Genomic DNA, 19,773 nt, shown 5'->3' with positions numbered 1-19,773 from the left:
CCTGACGGAGTTTGTGTATGACTGCTGTGAAGAATCCGCTCGGTATCACCGACGTTGTGCTGCGTGACGCTCATCAATCGATTCTGGCCACCCGGGTGCGCCTTGAAGACATGCTGCCCATCGCGCCAAAGCTCGATCAGGTCGGTTTTTGGTCGGTTGAGTCCTGGGGTGGCGCGACCTTCGACGCCTGCATTCGCTACCTGGGTGAAGATCCTTGGGAGCGCATTCGCGAACTGAAGAAAGCCATGCCCAATACTCGCCAGCAGATGTTGCTGCGCGGGCAGAACCTGTTGGGTTATCGCCATTACGCCGATGACGTGGTGAACAAATTCGTTGAACGCGCCGCCATCAATGGCGTTGATGTGTTCCGGGTTTTCGACGCCATGAACGACCCGCGTAATCTGGCGACTGCACTGAAAGCGGTCAAGCAGCAGGGCAAGCATGCCCAAGGCACTATTTCCTACACCACAAGCCCGGTTCATACCCTGGACATGTGGGTGGATCTGGCCAAGCAGATCGAAGACATGGGCGCCGATTCGGTGGCCATCAAGGACATGGCCGGGATTCTCAATCCCTACACCGCGTTCGAGTTGGTGACGCGGCTCAAGGCGACGCTGTCGATCCCGATTCATATGCAGTGCCACGCCACGGCAGGCCTGTCTACCGCCGCGATTCTCAAAGCGGTTGAGGCTGGAATCGACAACGTCGACACCGCCATCTCGTCACTGTCGATGACCTACGGTCATTCGCCGACCGAATCGGTGGTGGCCATTTTTAAAGACAGCGAGCGCGACACCGGTCTTGATCTGTTGCTGCTCGAAGAAATTGCAGCATATTTTCGCGAAGTGCGGAAAAAGTACGCCAAGTTTGAGGGCAATCTTAAAGGCGTCGATTCACGCATTCTGGTCGCCCAAGTGCCAGGCGGCATGTTGACCAACATGGAAAGCCAGCTGAAAGAGCAGGGCGCCCAAGACAAGTTCGACGAAGTGCTGGCGGAAATTCCGCGAGTCCGCGAAGACCTCGGCTTTATTCCACTGGTGACACCGACCTCGCAGATTGTCGGCACTCAGGCCGTTATCAATATCCTCACGGGCGAGCGCTACAAGTCGATCACCAAAGAGACCGCCGGCATCCTCAAAGGGGAGTACGGCGCGGCGCCTGCGCCGTTCAACGCCGCATTGCAGGCGCGGGTGCTTGATGGCAACGAGGCGATTACCTGTCGTCCGGCTGACCTGCTCAGCGACGAGATGGACAAGCTCACCGCCGAATTGCGCGGCATTGCCGCCGAGAAGGGCATTCGACTGGCCGCCGATGAAATCGACGACGTACTCACTTATGCCTTGTTCCCGCAAATTGGCCTGAAGTTTCTCGAGAATCGCGGCAACTCAGCCGCGTTCGAGCCGGCGCCAAATGCCAAGTCGTTGCCTGCACTCGAGGCCGGCAAGCCCGAGGTTTACACCGTCGAGGTCAGTGGCAAGTCTTACGTTGTGCAGGTGAACGAGGGCGGCGACATCAGCGGTATCAAGTCGCTCAACAGCGGCGCTGCGGATGCGGTTCCGGTAAGCGCCCCGGTTGGCGCTGGCGAGCCGCAAGTTGCCCCGCTGGCGGGCAACATCTTCAAGGTTCTGATCAAACCGGGCCAAGTGGTAGCAGAGGGTGAGCTGGTGATCATTCTTGAAGCCATGAAGATGGAAACCGAAATTCGTGCGTTCAAGGCAGGCACCATCGGTGCCGTCAATATCAAGGTAGGTGACTCTGTGGCGGTGGGCGACAGCCTGCTGACCATCGGCTGAGGGGCGGATTATGGAGAAGCTCCTCAAACTGTGGCAAAGCACCGGCCTGTATCATCTGGAGCCGGGACAGGCGCTGATGATCGCGATCTGTCTGGGTCTGATTTATCTGGCTATTCGCAAGGGTTTTGAGCCGCTGCTACTGATCCCGATTGGTTTTGGTGGTCTGCTCGCCAACATTCCGGTTGCCGGCATGGCCGAAGGCAACGGCATTTTGCATCTGTTCTACGAAATTGGTCTGCCCACCAGCGTATTCCCGCTGCTGATCTTTATGGGCGTGGGCGCCATGACTGATTTTGGGCCGATGCTGGCAAACCCGAAAACCCTGATCCTTGGCGCTGCTGCGCAATTCGGTATTTTCGCGACGCTGATCGGCGCGCTGGCGATCACCGCAATGGGCATTCCGGGAATGGAGTTCACCCTGCGCGAGGCGGCATCGATTGCCATCATCGGCGGGGCGGACGGGCCGACGTCGATCTTTGTAACCTCCAAGCTCGCGCCAGATCTGCTGGGGCCGATTGCCGTGGCGGCTTACTCGTATATGGCATTGGTGCCATTGATTCAGCCGCCGATCATGCGTGCGCTGACCACCAAGGCTGAGCGCGCCATTGTTATGAAGCAGCTGCGCCCTGTTAGCCAGGTCGAGAAAATCGTCTTCCCGTTGGTGCTGTGCCTGCTGGTCGGCATGTTGCTGCCGGATGCAGCGCCGCTGGTAGGCATGTTCGCCTTCGGTAACCTGCTGCGCGAAGCCGGTGTGGTCGAGCGCCTGGCTGATACGTCACGCAATGCGCTGATCAACGTGGTGACTATTTGTCTGGGCCTTACCGTGGGTTCGAAGCTTTCCGCCGAAGCATTCCTGCAACTGAAAACTCTGGGAATCCTGCTGCTGGGCATGGTCGCGTTCTGCGGTGGTACAGCGGCTGGCGTATTGATGGCCAAGGTGATGAACATGTTCAGCGCCAACAAAATCAACCCGCTAATCGGTTCGGCTGGCGTCTCGGCGGTGCCAATGGCGGCGCGTGTTTCGAACAGGGTCGGGCTTGAAGCCAATCCGCAAAACTTCCTGCTGATGCATGCGATGGGGCCGAATGTGGCTGGTGTTATCGGCTCGGCGGTTGCGGCGGGCGTGTTGCTCAACTTTGTTGGCTAAGGCGATTGCCTGAACAGAGAGGTATTTTCTTCTCCCATAAAAAAACCGGCCAACTGGCCGGTTTTTTTATGGGTAAACCTCAAGCCTCTTCGGCTGTCATTTCGGCGTCGTGGGCAATCAGGGCGACCAGCGCATTTTGCTGGCGGCGTGTCAGCTGGCGGAATTGCTGCAGAAGCTCGCGCTCATGCAGAGACAGTTCCGGGCTGTCCAGACGCAGACTCGAATCATCACTCAGAGCGCCTTCCTGGAGCATGCTCTGCTCAAGACGAGCAATGATTTCTGAATTCATGCTGCGATGATGATTGCGTGCTACATCAGCGATACGTTCACGCATGCCATCGGGCAAGCGTACGACAAACTTGTCAGCCGTTCGGCTGGAATAGATAGCCTGTTTCATAGGGCGCATACATTAAACCGGTTAGTTCAGGGGAGCGATACTGGCATGCAACTTGATTCTCACATGCTGTGACAACCTTATTCATCAACCGTTCAGCCGAAGCGTTTAACTGCGGCATTATGACCTGAATACCATCCTTGATTAGAAGCCAGTAAAACCAGCGCGATTCTCGTCGGTATTGGCACGTTTGGCCATAGACCCAATGGGTTAATGCGAGTGGTCCTACACAAAACTATGAAAATTCCGCTCGCAATTCGGCGGTTCATCCCGTTGCTGCGCATGCGCTTAAAGGGACAACAGCTCGTAAGCCTTATCACCTAAGCATAATCAATCGTCACTGAAGTGTCATGACTCATTAACTGACCTGACACAGTCTTCGCCTAGCTTGGTCTACACCAGATGGCGAAGCGCAGGTGGCTTTGCCTTACTCAAAGATGAGGCTAAGCCATGAGCGCGGCAATTCAAGTAGACAGTTTAAACAAGACCTTTGGCCGCAAACAGGCACTGCACGGCCTCTCTTTAGCGGTTAAGCCAGGCGAAATGGTCGCCTTGATCGGTGCTTCAGGTTCCGGCAAGTCAACCTTGCTGCGCCATGTTGCCGGGCTGGCCCGATGCGACAAGTCGGTAACCGGCAATATTCAGGTGCTTGGCCGGCCGATGCAGGATTGCGGGCGCCTGAGCGATGAAGTCCGTCACTTGCGTGCCGACATTGGCTACATCTTCCAGCAATTCAATCTGGTTGGCCGCCTGAGCGTGCTGCACAACGTATTGCTCGGTTGTCTGGGGCGTATGCCGCGCTGGCGCGGTTCGCTGGGCATGTTCAACAGCGAAGAACGCCAGCGTGCGCAAGAGTCGCTGGAGCGTGTCGGCCTGGGTGATCTGGCGGAGCAGCGGGCATCGACTTTGTCGGGTGGCCAACAGCAACGCGTGGCGATTGCCCGCGCCCTGTGTCAGCGCGCCGAGGTGATTCTGGCTGATGAGCCGATTGCATCACTCGACCCCGAGTCCGCACGCAAGGTCATGGAAATTCTCGCCGACATCAATTCGCGCGACGGCAAGACCGTTGTCGTGACGTTGCATCAAGTCGATTACGCCGCTCGCTACTGCAAGCGAGCAGTGGCGCTCAAGGCCGGGCGTATTCATTTCGACGGCTCTACCGAGCAACTCAATCCCGACTTTCTCAATGACCTTTACGGCGCCGAACTCGATACCAGCCTGTTGCTGCCCGGTATCGAGGCGCGTGCCAAGCAATACCAGCAGCCGTTGGCACTGGTTAAAGCATAAACCCAACAAAACCAACGCAACCCTTATCAAGCAACAGGAGTGTGCTCCATGTTCAATCGTCTTGGTCGTGTTCTGGCGGCATCTGCATTAATCACCGGCTCCATTATGGGCACCGCGCAGGCGGCTCAGGAGTCACTGACGTTCGGCATCATTTCTACCGAGTCTTCGCAGAATCTGCGCACCTTATGGGACCCGTTTCTGGCGGACATGAGCAAGCAGACCGGCATGAAAATCAACGCCTTCTTCGCCCCGGACTATGCCGGTGTGATTCAGGGTATGCGCTTCGACAAGGTTGATGTGGCGTGGTACGGCAACAAGGCGGCAATGGAAGCTGTGGACCGTGCCGGCGGTGAAATCTTCGCCCAGACCACCGCCCTCAGCGGTGCGCAGGGTTATTACAGCCTGATGGTTGCTAACAAGGACAGTTCGATCAACAACGTCGACGACATGCTGAAAAACGCCAAGCAACTGACCTTCGCCAACGGTGACCCAAACAGCACCTCGGGTTTCCTGGTACCTGGCTATTACGTGTTCGCCAAGAACAAGGTCGACGCCAACACGATCTTCAAGCGCACCATGAATGGCAGCCACGAAGTCAACGCCTTGTCGGTGGCTAACAAGCAGGTCGATGTCGGTACCTTCAACAGTGAAGGCATGGAGCGTCTGGAGATCACTGCGCCGGAGAAAGCCGCGCAACTGAAGGTGATCTGGACATCGCCGCTGATCCCGGCCGACCCGATGGTTTGGCGCAAAAATCTGGATGGCGAAACCAAGGCCAAATTGCAGAAGTTCTTTATGTCCTACGGCGCCAAACCGGCCGAGAAGCAAGTTCTGGCCGCGCTGCAATGGGGCCAGTTCCGCGCCTCGACTAACGACCAACTGCTGCCGATCCGCCAGCTTGAGTTGTTCAAGCAACGCTCCGAAATCGCCAACAACAGCAACCTGTCTGCTGCCGACAAGCAGGCCAAGCTGGACGCCATCGATGCCGAACTGGCAACCCTGGAAAAGCGCATGGCTGAGCTTGAAAGCAAGAACCTCAAGCAAGCCAGCTAATCAGCCCCGTGTTAATGCGCTGCCATCAGGCCGGTCTCGAGCGACTGGGCCGGTCTGATGAGTCACCTGTTGCACTTCAAGAGATGTACCTATGACAACACTCAACCCGGCTGTTAACGCTCAGGCTACAGCCAAGCAATCCTGGCTCAAGTTGTTCATGTGGGGCGGCGTTATTGCGTTGCTGGCGTGGTCCTGGCAGGGCGCAGAAATGAACCCGCTCGGGCTGATTCGTGACAGCGGCAACATGGCCACCTTTGCCAGTGACTTCTTTCCGCCAGACTTCAGTAACTGGCGCCTTTATTTGAAAGAAATGGTCGTAACCGTACAGATCGCTATTTGGGGTACGGCGATGGCCATCGTCTGCGCGATACCGCTGGGCATCCTGTGTTCCGAAAACATCGTCCCGTGGTGGGTTTATCAGCCGGTGCGCCGGGTGATGGATGCGTTCCGTTCGATCAACGAGATGGTCTTCGCCATGCTCTTTGTTGTGGCCGTGGGTTTAGGCCCGTTTGCCGGGGTGCTGGCGCTGTTTATCGGCACGGTAGGCGTTCTTGCCAAGCTCTTTGCAGAAGCGGTCGAGGCGATTGATCCGGGGCCGATCGAAGGTGTTCGGGCAACCGGTGCCAGCGCGCTGCAAGAAGTAATTTTCGGGGTGATCCCGCAAGTATTGCCGCTGTGGATCTCCTATTCGCTGTACCGCTTCGAATCCAACGTGCGCTCGGCAACTGTGGTCGGCATGGTCGGCGCGGGGGGCATCGGGGTGATTCTGTGGGAGTCGATTCGCGGCTTTCAGTTTCAACAAACCTGCGCACTTCTGATCGTCATCATCGTGGTTGTCAGCGTCATCGACATCCTTTCCCAGCGCTTGCGCAAATTGTTCATCTGACCTGAGCGAGACGCCTTGATGCGTCCTTTTTTTGCCATGAACTTGTCTAGACAAATTGAGCCGTTATACCGCGAGTTGGCCAGTGTGCTGCGCGAAGAACTGCAACAGTTTTGCCCGGGTGATCTGTTGCCCAGCGAAGTTCAATTGGCCGCGCGTTTTTCAGTCAACCGGCACACGTTGCGCCGCGCGGTGGATGAACTGGTGCTTGAAGGCCTGGTTCTGCGCCGTCAGGGCAAAGGCACCCAGGTTTTGGCCAGACCGCTGGTGTATCCGTTGCAGGCAAACAATGCGTTCAGCGATTCGCTGTCGGCACTCGGCCTGCGCGTAGAGGCGGTGTTGCTGGAGCGCAAAAAGCGCAAGGCCACGGGCGATGAAAGCCAGCGCCTGCAATTACCCGAGGGCGCCATGCTTATCGAGTTGACGACCTTGCGCTTGCTCGACGAGCAGCCGGTCAGCCTGATTCGCCATCGCTTTTGTGCAAGCCACGCGCCAGCACTCGAGCGCTACAACGGCGGCTCATTGCGTGAGTATTTGCTTGAGCAATCACTCGGGCTCAACCGCACGTACAGCCTGATTGGCGCCCGCCTGCCGAGCCGTGAAGAGGCCGCGCAATTACTCATGCCGCTGCATGCACCACTGCTCAGCGTGCTCACTCTTTCCTGCGATACGGCCGGGCGACCGGTGGAGCTTGCGTTGTCCACTAGCCGCGCCGATCGCTTTCAGTATCAAGTTGCCCCCTGATGGAGACATTCACCATGCACAGCGACCCCAATGTCGCCAAGCGACAGCACTGGATGGGCGTTCTGGCCCGTGCCGCGCAACAGTTGCAACCCTATGCAGATGCTTTGAAAGACGCGCAATACAGCCACATTCGCCACCCGGAAATCGGCATGACGCTGGTGCGCGGGCGCATCGGTGGCACCGGCGAGGCTTTCAATTTAGGCGAGATGAGCGTCACCCGTTGTGTGGTTCGTCTTGAAGATGGGCGCGTCGGTTTCAGCTATGTCAGCGGCCGCGACAAGCAACACGCGGAGTTGGCCGCGTTGGCCGACGCGCATTTGCAAGGCAGTCAGCAGCAACAATGGTTGCGCGAGTTGATCGAACCGCTGGCGGCGCAACAGCAGGCTGGCAAGGCGGCACAGGCTGCCGAAACCGCAACCACCCAGGTGGAGTTCTTCACCCTGGTTCGAGGAGAAGATTGATGGCCCAGGCTCACAGCTCAGAATGGTTGCAGGCAGCCTTTAGTGATCCGGTGCTCGATGCACAGCTGAGTTTCAGAACAGCGCTCAAGGCCCTGGCCGAGCCAGGTCTGGTACAGATCATGGATCGCGCACTGGAACTCGACAGTTTGCAGCCGGCGACATATGCCCTGTGCCTGTCCTTTTTGGATGGCGATACACCTTTATGGCTGGCACCGCGTTTTGATACACCGATGATCCGCGCCAATTTGGCCTTCCATTGCGGCTGCCCGATTGTTGCCGAACGCGAGATGGCACTGTTCGGTTTGCTCGATGAAAGCGAGTTGCTCGACCTCAGTGATTTCGACAACGGCAGCGAGCGTTATCCCGATCAGTCCTGCACGTTGCTGGTGCAGTTGTCCTCTCTGGATAACGGCCCCCAACTGCGCTGGCGCGGCCCTGGCATCAAGGATGTGCAGGCGGTCGAATTGCCGGTTCCTGCCGGGTTTTGGGCACAACGCAAAGCGCGCAGCAACTTCCCGCGCGGTCTTGATGTGTTCTTTGCCGCAGGCGAACACGTGATGGGTTTGCCACGCAGTACCCACGTTCTGCACAACAACCACGAGGAGGCTGCCTGATGTACGTTGCCGTTAAAGGAGGCGAGCGCGCTATCGACAACGCCCATGCGTTGTTGGCCAAGAAGCGCCGTGGCGCTACCGACATTCCCGAGCTGACCGTCGATCAGGTGCGCGAGCAAATGCCGTTTGCCGTCTCACGGGTGATGAGCGAAGGCTCGCTTTACGACCCGCAATTGGCCGCGCTGGCGATCAAGCAGGCGGCGGGCGATCTGATGGAAGCAATATTCCTCTTGCGCGCCTATCGCACCACGTTGCCGCGCTTTGCCTCCAGCATGCCGATCGACACCAGTGCCATGCAGTTGTCGCGGCGCATCTCGGCCACCTTCAAGGATTTGCCGGGTGGCCAGTTGTTGGGCCCGACTTATGACTACACGCACCGCTTGCTCGACTTTGCTTTGCTCGCAGAAGGCGAGCAGCCTGGCCCCGAAATTGACCCGCAAGCCGCCATTGAGAAATGCCCGCGGGTGCTCGACTTTCTGGTGGATGAAGGGCTGATGAGCCACGACGGCGACAGTTCGGCAGCGGTGCCGGACATCACCCGCGAGCCGCTGGAATTTCCGGCCAATCGTGCTCAGCGCTTGCAGGCATTGGCGCGGGGTGATGAAGGTTTTTTGCTGGCGCTGAGTTATTCGACGCAGCGCGGCTATGGTCGCAATCACCCGTTCGCCGGCGAAATACGCATCGGCGAACTTGAGGTGTGGATCGAACCCGAGGAGCTGGATTTTGCCGTGCCGTTGGGCGACATCGAAGTGACCGAGTGCGAGATGGTCAATCAGTTTATCGGCGGCAAAGGCATCGAGGCCCAATTCACCCGTGGCTACGGTCTGGCGTTTGGCTACGCCGAGCGCAAGGCGATGGGCATGGCGCTGGTGGATCGCGCATTACGCGCAGACGAGTTCGGCGAGGAGGTACAAGGCCCGGCGCAGCAAGAAGAGTTTGTGCTGGCGCATTGCGACAACGTCGAGGCGGCCGGTTTTGTCTCGCACTTGAAGCTGCCGCACTACGTCGACTTCCAATCCGAACTCGAGCTGATCCGCAAATTACGCGCTCAGCCAGGCTCTCAGCAGGAGCAAACGCCATGACCTCATTGCACAACGCACAACAGCAAGCCGACAGTGGCTACAACTTTGCCTATCTCGATGAGCAGAGCAAACGCATGATCCGCCGTGGCCTGTTGAAGGCGGTGGCGATTCCTGGTTATCAGGTGCCATTTGCCGGCCGTGAGATGCCTTTGCCGTATGGCTGGGGCACAGGCGGCATGCAGCTAACTGCGGCGATTCTGGGCCGCGACGATGTGCTTAAAGTTATCGATCAAGGCGCGGATGACACCACCAATGCGGTGTCGATCCGCCGCTTCTTCGGGCGCACCGCAGGCGTTGCAACTACTTTGCGTACGCCGGAAGCCACGGTGATTCAAACCCGTCACCGCATCCCGGAAACGCCGCTCAGCGCCGATCAGATCATGGTCTATCAGGTGCCGATTCCTGAGCCTTTGCGCTTTATCGAGCCGTCTGAAAGCGAGACGCGCACCATGCACGCGTTGGGTGATTACGGGGTTATGCACGTCAAGCTGTATGAAGACATCGCTACCTTCGGCCACATCGCCACAAGTTACGCCTATCCCGTCACGGTGGATGACAACTATGTGATGGATCCGTCGCCGATCCCCAAATTCGACAACCCAAAGCTGCACATGAGCCCCGCGCTGATGCTGTTCGGTGCCGGGCGTGAAAAGCGTTTGTACGCCGTGCCGCCTTACACACGGGTCGAGAGTCTGGACTTTGAGGATCATCCGTTCGAGGTGCAGAGCTGGGAACACAACTGCGCGATTTGCGGCAGCGCTGATTCTTATCTGGACGAGCTGATTGTCGATGATGCCGGCAGCAAACAGTTTGTCTGTTCCGACACCGACTATTGCCTGCAACGCCGTGACCAGCAGCAATCCGGGGAGGGCGCGCAATGACCGCCGCCGTACGTGTAAATCGTGAGCTGGCAGCGCTCGAGCCGCTGTTCTCCGTCAACAATGTGAGCAAGTTGTATGGCCCCGAAAAGGGCTGTCAGCAGGTGTCGTTCGACCTGTATCCGGGTGAGGTGCTGGGTATTGTCGGCGAATCCGGCTCGGGCAAGTCGACGCTATTGAGCCTGTTGGCCGGGCGTTGCCTGCCTGATGAAGGGCAGATCAGCTATTTGCGTGAAGATGGTCAACTGCTCGATCTGTATGCCAGCAGCGAAGCGCAGCGGCGCACGTTACTGCGCACCGAGTGGGGCTTTGTCGAGCAGAACCCACGCGATGGATTGCGCATGGGGGTATCGGCCGGCGCCAATATTGGCGAGCGTTTGATGGCGCAAGGCGTACGCAATTACGGCGAGCTGCGCGGTGCGGGTATCAGCTGGCTGAAGCAGGTGGAAATCGATCCGCAGCGGATCGATGACCTGCCGCGCACCTTCTCTGGCGGCATGCAGCAGCGCCTGCAAATAGCACGCAATCTGGTCTCCAGCCCGCGACTGATTTTCATGGATGAACCCACCGGTGGCCTTGATGTGTCGGTGCAGGCGCGCTTGCTCGATCTGCTGCGTGGGCTGGTGCGCGAGCTGGGCCTGGCCGTGGTTATCGTCACCCACGATCTGGCAGTGGCGCGTTTGCTCGCAGATCGGTTGCTGGTGATGCGCAGCTCGCGCGTGGTCGAAAGCGGGCTGACCGATCAGATTCTTGATGATCCGCAGCACCCGTATACCCAGTTGCTGGTCTCCTCGGTGCTGCAACCATGAGTCTCGCAGCGCCAATGCCCGGAATATCACGGCCCAGGACAGATGCCATGAATAACCTGATTGAAGTCACCGAACTGAGCAAGACGTTCACCCTGCACCAACAACACGGCATCGTGCTCAAGGTGCTGCGCAACCTCAGTTTTACCGTGGAAGCTGGCGAGTGCCTGGTGCTGATGGGCAACTCCGGAGCTGGTAAGTCGACGCTGCTGCGCACGCTTTATGGCAACTATCTGGCCGCTGGCGGCAGCATTCGCGTGCGTCATCAGCAGCAGTGGGTCGAGTTGGTCGGCGGTGCGCCGTTGCAGGTGCTGGATGTGCGCCGGCAAACACTTGGCTATGTCAGCCAGTTCTTACGCGTAATCCCGCGTGTCGCCACGCTCGATGTGGTGATGGAGCCCGCACTGGCGCGGGGCTGGAGCAAGGACGCGGCCAAGGCGCGTGCCAGTGAATTGCTCACCCGCCTGAATATTCCGCAAACCCTCTGGCAACTCGCGCCCGGGACTTTTTCCGGCGGCGAGCAGCAGCGGGTCAACATCGCGCGCGGCTTCATGGTCGATTGGCCGGTGATGCTGCTGGATGAGCCCACCGCATCGCTCGATGAGCGCAATCAGCGGGTGGTACTCGAGCTGATCAATGAGGCCAAGGCCGCAGGCAGCGCATTGATTGCCATCTTCCATGACCGTCACGCACGTGAAGCCGTTGCTGACCGTTATCTCGACATGCAGGCGCCATGCACCGCCGATCAGGAGTTTGTTTATGCCGGTTGAAACGATACTCAGCAATGCCCGCGTAGTGACCGCCAATGAGGTCTTCGATGGCAGCGTGGTGTTGCGCGATGGCAAGGTATTCGATGTGCAGCCGGGTGTAAGCAAGGTGCCGGGCGCTGAAGATATGCAGGGCAGCTATCTGTTGCCGGGGCTGGTCGAGTTGCACACCGATAACCTCGAAAAACACATGAGCCCGCGGCCGGGCGTTGACTGGCCGTCGGCCTCGGCAGTGCTCAGCCATGACGCGCAAATCATCGCCGCCGGAATCACCACGGTATTCGATGCCTTGTCGATCGGCGACATCAATCCGCGTGGCAAACGCATGCAGCAACTGCCGCAAATGCTCGCGGCGATTACGCAGGCACAAAGCCAGGGCAATACCCGAGCCGAGCATCGCCTGCACCTGCGCTGCGAGGTTTGTCACCCGGACGTGCTCAGCGTCTTCCGCGATCTGGTCGAAGACCCGCTGGTGCAGCTCGTCTCGGTCATGGATCACTCGCCGGGGCAGCGCCAGTTTGCCAAGGAAGCCAAGTACCGCGAGTACTACATGGGCAAGTACCACCTTTCTGTCGCCGAGATGGACGCGTTCATTGAGGAGCAAATTGCCAACTCCAAGCAGTACAGCGACCGTCATCGTCAGCAGATTGTGCAGGAGTGTCATTTGCGCGGACTGTCGATCGCCAGCCACGATGATGCAACGCTTGCGCACGTGCAGGAATCTGCGAGTCTGGGCATGGCCATTGCCGAGTTCCCGACCACGCTGGAGGCGGCCAAGGCCAGCCATTCGCTCGGCTTGAGTGTGCTGATGGGCGCACCGAATATCGTTCGCGGCGGTTCGCACTCGGGTAACATAGCCGCGGCAGAATTAGCCCGCTTAGGTGTTCTTGATATCCTTTCGAGTGACTACTATCCGGCCAGTTTGCTGCAAGCGGCGCTGCAACTTGCAGACCTCGACAACGACTATGATTTAGCCAAGGCGATTGCCACGGTCAGCCTCAATCCGGCCCGCGCTGCCGGGCTGGATGATCGCGGTGAAATTCGTACAGGCTTGCGCGCTGATCTGGTTCAGGCGCGTCTGCACGACAAGCAAGTGGTGGTGCAACAAGTGTGGCGTCAGGCCAAAAGGGTGTATTGATGAGCGCCAGATTGATCTATCTGATAGGCCCCTCCGGTTCAGGCAAGGACAGCCTGCTCAATGCAGCACGCGCGCAGTTGACTGCGCGCGGCTGCAAGATCGCCCGGCGGGTGATTACCCGTTCGGCTGAGGCGGTAGGGGAAGATGCAGTCGCCGTTACGCTGGCAGAATTCGAGCGCATGGAGGCGGGCGGCGAGTTCGCCATGAGCTGGCGCGCCAACGGGCTGGCTTATGGCATTCCCAGGCAGATTGACGACTGGCTGATGCAAGGTCACGACGTGTTGGTAAATGGCTCGCGGGCATACTTGCCCGAAGCCTTACAGCGCTATCCAAAGCTGCTGGCGGTTTTACTGACGGTCGAAATGGACGTGCTGCGCCAGCGGTTGCTGGAGCGTGGGCGTGAGCCACTGGCAGAGATCGAGGCGCGTCTCGCACGAAATGCGCAGTTCGAGAGTGACATGCTAAAGCAGCACGCCAATCTGCAACTGTTGAATAACTCCAGCCATTTTGAGCAAACCGTCGAGCAACTGCTGGCGCTGGTGCAGCGCGCGCCCGCATGCGCCTGACCCTGCTTGGCACCGGTGATGCGCGACAATTGCCGGTATACAACTGTGCATGTGCCGCATGTAGCAGCGCACGTTCAGACCCCGCGTTACGGCGCGGCCCATGTTGCGCGCTGCTGGAGGTGGATGATCAGCGCTGGCTGATCGACAGCGGTCTGACGGACCTGGCCGAGCGGTTTGCGCCGCATACACTCAGCGGTATTTTGCAGACCCATTATCACGCCGATCATGCACAGGGTTTGCTGCAGTTGCGCTGGGGGCAAGGGCTGATAATTCCCGTGCATGGCCCGGCCGATCCCGAAGGTTTGGCCGACTTGTACAAACACCCGGGAATCCTCGATTTCTCGCAGCCGTTCAGCGCGTTCGAAGCGCGAACATTTGGTTGTTTGCGGGTAACCGCTTTGCCGCTGCAGCATTCGAAGATGACTTTTGGTTATTTGTTTGAAGCGCAAGGCCAGCGGATTGCTTATTTAACCGATACGGTTGGTTTGCCGGTAGCTACAGCTGAGTATTTACGTGGCGGGGAGTTGTTGGATTGGCTGGTGCTGGATTGTTCGTTGCCGCCGCAAACGCATGAGCCGCGTAACCATAATGACCTGACGCGGGCGTTGGCTATTGTTGAGGATTTACGGCCGAAGCAAACGGTTCTGACGCATGTTGGGCATACGTTTGATAGTTGGTTGCTGGGGAATGCGCAGGGCTTGCCGGAGGGGGTGGTTGTGGCCAGAGATGGGCTGGTTGTTGGGAGGTGAGGTGGGGTTGGTTTTTTTGAGGTGCTGAGTAAGCGGTGTAGAGCCGGCGTAGGTTTGAGACTGTTTAAGGCGCTGTTCGTGATTCATTGTTATTGGGTGGGTTGAACGCTGGCGCTAAGCCTGGTTTTTTGGGCGCTCTCTGGTCACCTTTTCGCCCTTACGGCGAGTCACTTTTGCCAAGCGAAGCAAAAGTAACCCAAAATTCTATGCCCCTCCATTGGGCCTCGCTGTGCTCGGCTTCCCGCATTCCATCATTGCTCCGTGGGCACGCCGCGATGGGCCGTCCTTGGCCCAGCGCGACTCTCGCAGCATCCATGCTGCTCAACCCACTGCACAACGATAGCATTTGGCCTGCTGGCAAGGGGCGCTGGCGGTGTTTGGAATATCGCATTACAGGCCGCAACCGCTGCTTTGCTTCAACTCCTGCACAGCACATTCCGCCCAAACAACTCGGTCATCTGGCCCGTCAGGAGGCTGAGTGGAGGTGGTGTGGAGTTGGGCATTTGGCAAGGACGCCAAATGAGCCATCAAGGGACAGGGACGTCCCTTGGTGGCGACCAACGGAGCGGCGCCGGAACGAGGGTAGTTTTGCGCAGCAAAACCCGTATGCCGGGTGCGTTTTCTCTTTGGTTACTCTTCTCTTTGCGCAAACAAAGAGAAAGTCACTCGCCGTAAAGGCGAAAAGGTGACCAGAGAACACCAACCATTCCGGATTAGCGCCAGCGTTCAAACGCAATAAAGCAGACCTCGAACGAATGGAGGATGGATAGCGGCGCGAAGCAACGCAATCCGTCGGGCGATTTCGCAGGCGCCGATGTCGTCGAGTGAATCAGTTAGACCGCCATGTCGGAAGCCGCAATGCGGATTCCAACCTCCGGCAGCCAACCATTCGAAAATTCGGCGCACATCTCAAACGTACGGAGGATGGATAGCGGCGCGCAGCAACGCAATCCGTCGAGCGATTTCGCAGGCGCCGATGCACCCGAGTGAACCCGTCAAATCGCCATGTCGGAAGCCGCAAGCGGATTCCAACCTCCAGCAGCCAACCATTCGAAAACTCGGCGCACATCTCGAACGTACGGAGGATGGATAGCGGCGCGAAGCAACGCAATCCGTCGGGCGATTGCGCGGGCGCCGATGCAGCCGGGTGAATCAGTTGGACCGACATGTCGCCCCGTCGACGATTCAGCGCATGGCCGCTTAATCCAACGGCAATTCCGTCGTGCGTTTGACCTCACTCATCGCAATATTCGAATGCGCTTCCTGCACGTGTGGGCGTTGCAATAAATGATCCCGCAAAAACCGCTCATAACTGTCGATGTCTTTGGCGATTACCTTCAGCAGATAATCCGAACTTCCCGCCATCGTGTGGCATTCCAATACCTCGGGATACCCGACAATCGCCTTCTCGAATTCGTCCAGATTACTGCGCCCATGCGCCGACAATTTGATGTCCACAAACACCGTGATGCTAAAACCGAGCAGCTTGTGATTGAGCAGCGCTACCTTGCGCTCAATCAGGCCTTCTTCCTGCATTCGGTTTATCCGTCGCCAGCAAGGCGATTGCGATAATTCGACCCGCTCGGCGATCTCGGCAGCGGACAAATCCGCGTTGTGTTGCAGCAGGCGCAAAATCTTGCGATCGATGCTGCTCAATTTTTCCTGCATGAATAGCCCTGAATATTTGTTTTTATTGGAAGGTTCATGCGCAGTATTAGCGTTTTGCCCTCAAAAAAGAAATAAAAAATCAGTACCGAGCAGTCATATTGTTGCCATGAGCCACCTGCAGTGATCCTGCGGGTGAGTAATCGGGAATACCTAGCCGTATTGCCCACAGGTCGCCTAAAAAAATAAAAGGAGCGCCCGCATGTCTCTGGCCGAGATCCGCCTGGATGACAAATACCGTCTTGCAACGGGTCATCTGTACCTCACCGGCACCCAAGCGCTAACCCGCTTGCCCATGCTGCAAAAGCAGCGTGACACTGGCAACGGTTTAAACACCGCCTGCTTTATTTCCGGTTACCGCGGCTCGCCGCTGGGTAATCTGGACAAGAGTTTGTGGGAGGCCAAAAGCTTCCTTGAGTCCAACGCTATTCACTTCCAACCCGGTGTTAACGAAGAGTTGGCCGCCACCGCCGTGTGGGGCAGTCAGCAGACTTCGCTGTTTCCGGGCGCGCGTTACGACGGCGTGTTTGCCTTGTGGTACGGCAAAGGACCGGGCGTGGACCGTTGCGGCGATGTGTTCAAGCACGGCAACTCGGCCGGTGTTTCGCCCAAAGGCGGTGTGCTGTTGCTGGCGGGGGATGACCACGGCTGCAAGTCTTCGAGTATCGCCAACCAGAGCGAGCATGCGTTTATTGCCGCTTCGATTCCGGTACTCAATCCGGCAAACGTTCAGGAAATTCTCGACTATGGCATCATCGGCTGGGAGCTTTCGCGCTACAGCGGTTGCTGGGTGGCGCTAAAAACTATCGCCGAGAACGTCGACTCTTCGGCTGTGGTCGACGTTGACCCGCTGCGCATCAATATCAAGGTGCCTGAAGATTTTGAGCTGCCGGATGACGGTGTGCATATCCGCTGGCCAGATCCGCCGCTGGTGCAGGAAAAGCGCCTGAATACCTTCAAGATCTACGCGGCTCGCGCCTTTGCCCGCGCCAACAATCTCAACCCGCTGATGCTCGACTCGCCGAACCCGCGGCTAGGCATTATCACCACCGGCAAGTCTTATCTGGACGTGCGTCAGGCGCTGGAAGACCTCGGGCTGGACGATGAGCTGTGCGCCAAGGTTGGCCTGCGAGTGCTGAAGATCGGCATGAGCTGGCCGCTGGAGCCGGTTTCGGTGCATGAATTTGCCGAGGGGTTGGACGAGATTTTGGTGGTCGAAGAGAAGCGCAGCATCATCGAAGACCAACTCACGGGCCAACTCTACAACTGGCCGGTGGGCAAACGCCCGCGGGTCGTCGGTGAGTTTGATGAACAAGGACGTTCGCTGCTGCCTAACCTCAGTGAACTCACGCCTGCGATGATCGCCCGGGTGATCGCCAAGCGTCTTCAGCCGATCTACAGCAGCGCGCAGATTCAGTCGCGTCTGGAGTTCCTGGCGGCCAAGGAAGCTGCTCTGGCAGCGCCCAAGCACACGACTGTGCGCACACCACATTTCTGCTCGGGTTGCCCGCATAACACCTCGACCAATCTGCCAGAAGGCAGCCGTGCGCAAGGCGGCATTGGTTGTCACTACATGACCCAATGGATGGACCGTAATACCGACACCTTCACCCAGATGGGCGGTGAGGGCGCGACCTGGATCGGCCAGGCGGCATTTACCGACACCCCGCATATTTTCCAGAACCTTGGCGATGGCACCTATTTCCATTCGGGCCATCTGGCCGTTCGTGCGGCGGTGGCTGCCGGGGTCAATATCACCTACAAGATTCTCTACAACGACGCCGTGGCCATGACCGGCGGGCAGCCGATAGATGGCGAGCTGCGCGTTGATCAACTCAGCCAGCAAGTGTTTTTCGAGGGCGTTAAGCGCATTGCGCTGGTTACCGATGAGCCGGAGAAGTATCCGGACCGCAGTACCTTCGCGCCGATTGTTAGTTTCCACCATCGCCGTGATCTGGATGCGGTGCAGCGTGAATTGCGCGAGTTCAAAGGCGTGTCGGTGCTTATCTACGATCAGACCTGCGCCACTGAGAAGCGTCGCCGGCGCAAGCGCGGCAAGCTGGTCGATCCGGCTAAACGTGCGGTTATCAATTCGGCAGTGTGCGAAGGCTGTGGCGATTGCAGTGTTAAGTCTAACTGCCTGTCGATCCTGCCGCTGGAAACGGAGCTGGGACGCAAGCGTGAGATTGACCAGAACAGTTGCAACAAGGACTTCAGCTGCGTTGAAGGCTTTTGCCCAAGCTTTGTCACCGTGCACGGCGGCGCTTTGCGCAAGCCTGAGGCTGTAGGTGTTAATGCGCTGTTTATTGCGCTGCCGGAGCCCAAGCAACCAAGCCTGGAGCGGCCGTGGAATATTCTTTTGCCGGGCGTTGGCGGCAGCGGTGTCACTACAGTTGGCGCGCTGCTGGGTATGGCGGCGCACATTGAAGGCAAAGGCTGCAGCGTGCTCGACCAGGCCGGTCTGGCGCAGAAATTTGGTCCGGTAATCACCCACATCCGGGTGGCGGCCAAACAGGATGATATTTACGCTGTGCGCATTGCCGCCGGTGAAGCTGACCTGCTGCTGGGCTGTGATCTGGTGGTGGCAGCGAGCGAGGAGTCGCTGGCCAAGCTCAATGATCAGATTGCCTTTGCGGTGGTCAACAGTTTCGAGGCGGCCACAGCAGAGTTTACCCGTAACCCAGATGCGCAGGTGCCAGGCGCCGCTATGCGAGAGGCATTAGTGGAAGCCGTTGGCGCAAAGAAAACCTGGTTCGTTGATGCGACGCGTCTGGCCACTCGCTTGTTGGGCGACAGCATTGCAACCAACCTGTTCATGCTCGGTTATGCCTACCAGAAAGGCTTTGTGCCGGTTTCAGCCGAGGCCATCAACAAGGCCATCGAGTTGAATAACGTCGCTGTGCAACTCAACCAGCAAGCGTTTCTTTGGGGCCGCCGCGCCGCACACGATTTGGCGGCGGTCGAGAAGTTGGCGCGTCCGGCTATTGCTGACGAGCCGATGGCCAAAACCCTCGATGAAATCATTGCCTATCGGGTCGAGCAACTGCGTCTGTACCAGAGCGCCAGTTATGCGCGGCGCTATCAGAAATTGGTCGAACGCGTGCGCAAGGCCGATGTCAGTGAAGATCAGCTGTTGAGCAAGGCCGTGGCGCGTTATTACTTCAAGGTGCTCGCCTACAAGGATGAATACGAGGTGGCCCGGCTGTATAGCGACGGTAAATTCGTCAAGCAACTGCAAGCGCAGTTCGAGGGCGATTTGCGACTTGAATTTCACTTGGCACCGTCATGGTTGGCCAAGCGTGATCCGCTCAGCGGCCAGCCACGCAAGCGTCAATTCGGCCCGTGGATGCTTAAGGCGTTTGCAGTTTTGGCCAAGTTCAAATTCTTGCGCGCGACTCCGTTCGATCCTTTCGGCTACAGCGCCGAGCGCCGGGTGGAGCAGCAGTTGATTGCTGAGTACGAGCAAAGCATCGATGGATTGCTCAAAGTGCTCACGCCCGCCAATTACCGCACGGCCGTGGCAATTGCCGAGTTGCCTGAGTCTATCCGCGGCTATGGCCACGTTAAAGAGCAGGCATTGCTCAAGGCTCGTGAGCATGGCAAGCAGTTGCAGCAACGCCTGAGCAGTGCCGAGATTCCTGCCGTTCAGGTCTTCGAACCCGCCGCTTGAGTGATGCATGAGGGCTGCCAGCGCAGCCTTCACGCTTTCTAATCAGCCTTCAATTTTTAACTTTATTGATTTATCG

18 protein-coding genes are annotated in these 19,773 nt (G+C 58.1%); 16 read left to right on the top strand and 2 right to left on the bottom strand.

What is annotated here, in order from left to right:
* The first annotated feature begins 17 nt into the window (after positions 1-17).
* Complete coding sequence (oadA, locus tag PMYSY11_RS15305) at positions 18-1,793, top strand: sodium-extruding oxaloacetate decarboxylase subunit alpha (RefSeq protein ID WP_150547340.1); 1,776 nt, start codon at positions 18-20, stop codon at positions 1,791-1,793.
* Between the two features lie 10 nt (positions 1,794-1,803).
* Positions 1,804-2,940, top strand: a complete 1,137-nt coding sequence (locus PMYSY11_RS15300) for a sodium ion-translocating decarboxylase subunit beta (RefSeq protein WP_069899375.1) — start codon at positions 1,804-1,806, stop codon at positions 2,938-2,940.
* 79 nt (positions 2,941-3,019) lie between these two features.
* Here the strand turns inward: PMYSY11_RS15300 and PMYSY11_RS15295 are convergent, their stop codons facing one another.
* Complete coding sequence (locus tag PMYSY11_RS15295; RefSeq protein ID WP_069899374.1) at positions 3,020-3,346, bottom strand: Arc family DNA-binding protein; 327 nt, start codon at positions 3,344-3,346, stop codon at positions 3,020-3,022.
* Positions 3,347-3,784: 438 nt separating this feature from the next.
* Between PMYSY11_RS15295 and phnC the strand changes: the two genes are divergently transcribed.
* From phnC to phnP, 13 genes are all read left to right on the top strand, one after another.
* Positions 3,785-4,621, top strand: coding sequence for a phosphonate ABC transporter ATP-binding protein (gene phnC / locus PMYSY11_RS15290; protein WP_150547339.1), 837 nt, complete (start codon positions 3,785-3,787; stop codon positions 4,619-4,621).
* Between the two features lie 48 nt (positions 4,622-4,669).
* The gene (gene phnD, locus PMYSY11_RS15285) at positions 4,670-5,674 is read left to right on the top strand and encodes a phosphonate ABC transporter substrate-binding protein (RefSeq protein ID WP_069899372.1); all 1,005 of its coding nucleotides are present in this window, start codon (positions 4,670-4,672) and stop codon (positions 5,672-5,674) included.
* A gap of 91 nt (positions 5,675-5,765) precedes the next feature.
* Positions 5,766-6,560, top strand: a complete 795-nt coding sequence (gene phnE / locus PMYSY11_RS15280; RefSeq protein ID WP_069899371.1) for a phosphonate ABC transporter, permease protein PhnE — start codon at positions 5,766-5,768, stop codon at positions 6,558-6,560.
* Between the two features lie 18 nt (positions 6,561-6,578).
* Complete coding sequence (gene phnF, locus PMYSY11_RS15275; protein WP_239655492.1) at positions 6,579-7,301, top strand: phosphonate metabolism transcriptional regulator PhnF; 723 nt, start codon at positions 6,579-6,581, stop codon at positions 7,299-7,301.
* Between the two features lie 14 nt (positions 7,302-7,315).
* Positions 7,316-7,762 carry a phosphonate C-P lyase system protein PhnG gene (gene phnG / locus PMYSY11_RS15270; RefSeq protein ID WP_150547338.1) on the top strand — a complete coding sequence of 149 codons (447 nt, stop codon included), beginning with the start codon at positions 7,316-7,318 and terminating at the stop codon, positions 7,760-7,762.
* Positions 7,762-8,376, top strand: coding sequence for a phosphonate C-P lyase system protein PhnH (phnH, locus tag PMYSY11_RS15265; RefSeq protein ID WP_150547337.1), 615 nt, complete (start codon positions 7,762-7,764; stop codon positions 8,374-8,376). Before phnG ends, phnH begins: the two co-directional genes overlap by 1 nt.
* A complete protein-coding gene (locus PMYSY11_RS15260; RefSeq protein ID WP_150547336.1) occupies positions 8,376-9,458 on the top strand; it encodes a carbon-phosphorus lyase complex subunit in 1,083 nt (360 codons plus the stop codon). Before phnH ends, PMYSY11_RS15260 begins: the two co-directional genes overlap by 1 nt.
* Complete coding sequence (locus tag PMYSY11_RS15255; protein ID WP_150547335.1) at positions 9,455-10,339, top strand: alpha-D-ribose 1-methylphosphonate 5-phosphate C-P-lyase PhnJ; 885 nt, start codon at positions 9,455-9,457, stop codon at positions 10,337-10,339. The genes PMYSY11_RS15260 and PMYSY11_RS15255 overlap by 4 nt, the downstream gene beginning before the upstream one ends.
* Positions 10,336-11,145, top strand: a complete 810-nt coding sequence (gene phnK, locus PMYSY11_RS15250; protein WP_150547334.1) for a phosphonate C-P lyase system protein PhnK — start codon at positions 10,336-10,338, stop codon at positions 11,143-11,145. Before PMYSY11_RS15255 ends, phnK begins: the two co-directional genes overlap by 4 nt.
* A 47-nt stretch (positions 11,146-11,192) precedes the next feature.
* On the top strand, positions 11,193-11,912 hold the full coding sequence (gene phnL / locus PMYSY11_RS15245) for a phosphonate C-P lyase system protein PhnL (RefSeq protein WP_150547333.1): 720 nt from the start codon (positions 11,193-11,195) through the stop codon (positions 11,910-11,912).
* On the top strand, positions 11,902-13,047 hold the full coding sequence (locus PMYSY11_RS15240) for an alpha-D-ribose 1-methylphosphonate 5-triphosphate diphosphatase (RefSeq protein ID WP_150547332.1): 1,146 nt from the start codon (positions 11,902-11,904) through the stop codon (positions 13,045-13,047). The genes phnL and PMYSY11_RS15240 overlap by 11 nt, the downstream gene beginning before the upstream one ends.
* Positions 13,047-13,613 (top strand): phosphonate metabolism protein/1,5-bisphosphokinase (PRPP-forming) PhnN, encoded by a 567-nt coding sequence (gene phnN / locus PMYSY11_RS15235; protein ID WP_150547331.1) that lies wholly within the window; start codon positions 13,047-13,049, stop codon positions 13,611-13,613. Before PMYSY11_RS15240 ends, phnN begins: the two co-directional genes overlap by 1 nt.
* On the top strand, positions 13,604-14,362 hold the full coding sequence (phnP, locus tag PMYSY11_RS15230; protein WP_150547330.1) for a phosphonate metabolism protein PhnP: 759 nt from the start codon (positions 13,604-13,606) through the stop codon (positions 14,360-14,362). Before phnN ends, phnP begins: the two co-directional genes overlap by 10 nt.
* A 1,200-nt stretch (positions 14,363-15,562) precedes the next feature.
* Here the strand turns inward: phnP and PMYSY11_RS15225 are convergent.
* Entirely contained in the window at positions 15,563-16,030 is a 468-nt protein-coding gene (locus PMYSY11_RS15225) for an Lrp/AsnC family transcriptional regulator (RefSeq protein WP_069899361.1), read from the bottom strand.
* 199 nt (positions 16,031-16,229) lie between these two features.
* Here PMYSY11_RS15225 and PMYSY11_RS15220 point away from each other — a divergent pair, with 199 nt between their 5' ends.
* Positions 16,230-19,697 (top strand): indolepyruvate ferredoxin oxidoreductase family protein, encoded by a 3,468-nt coding sequence (locus tag PMYSY11_RS15220; protein ID WP_150547329.1) that lies wholly within the window; start codon positions 16,230-16,232, stop codon positions 19,695-19,697.
* Positions 19,698-19,773: the final 76 nt, after the last annotated feature.

The organism is Pseudomonas marincola (assembly GCF_900682675.2).
Classification (GTDB): domain Bacteria; phylum Pseudomonadota; class Gammaproteobacteria; order Pseudomonadales; family Pseudomonadaceae; genus Aquipseudomonas; species Aquipseudomonas marincola.
The sequence above is the reverse complement of the archived record's forward strand: the minus strand, read 5'-3'. Positions and strand labels throughout refer to the sequence as shown.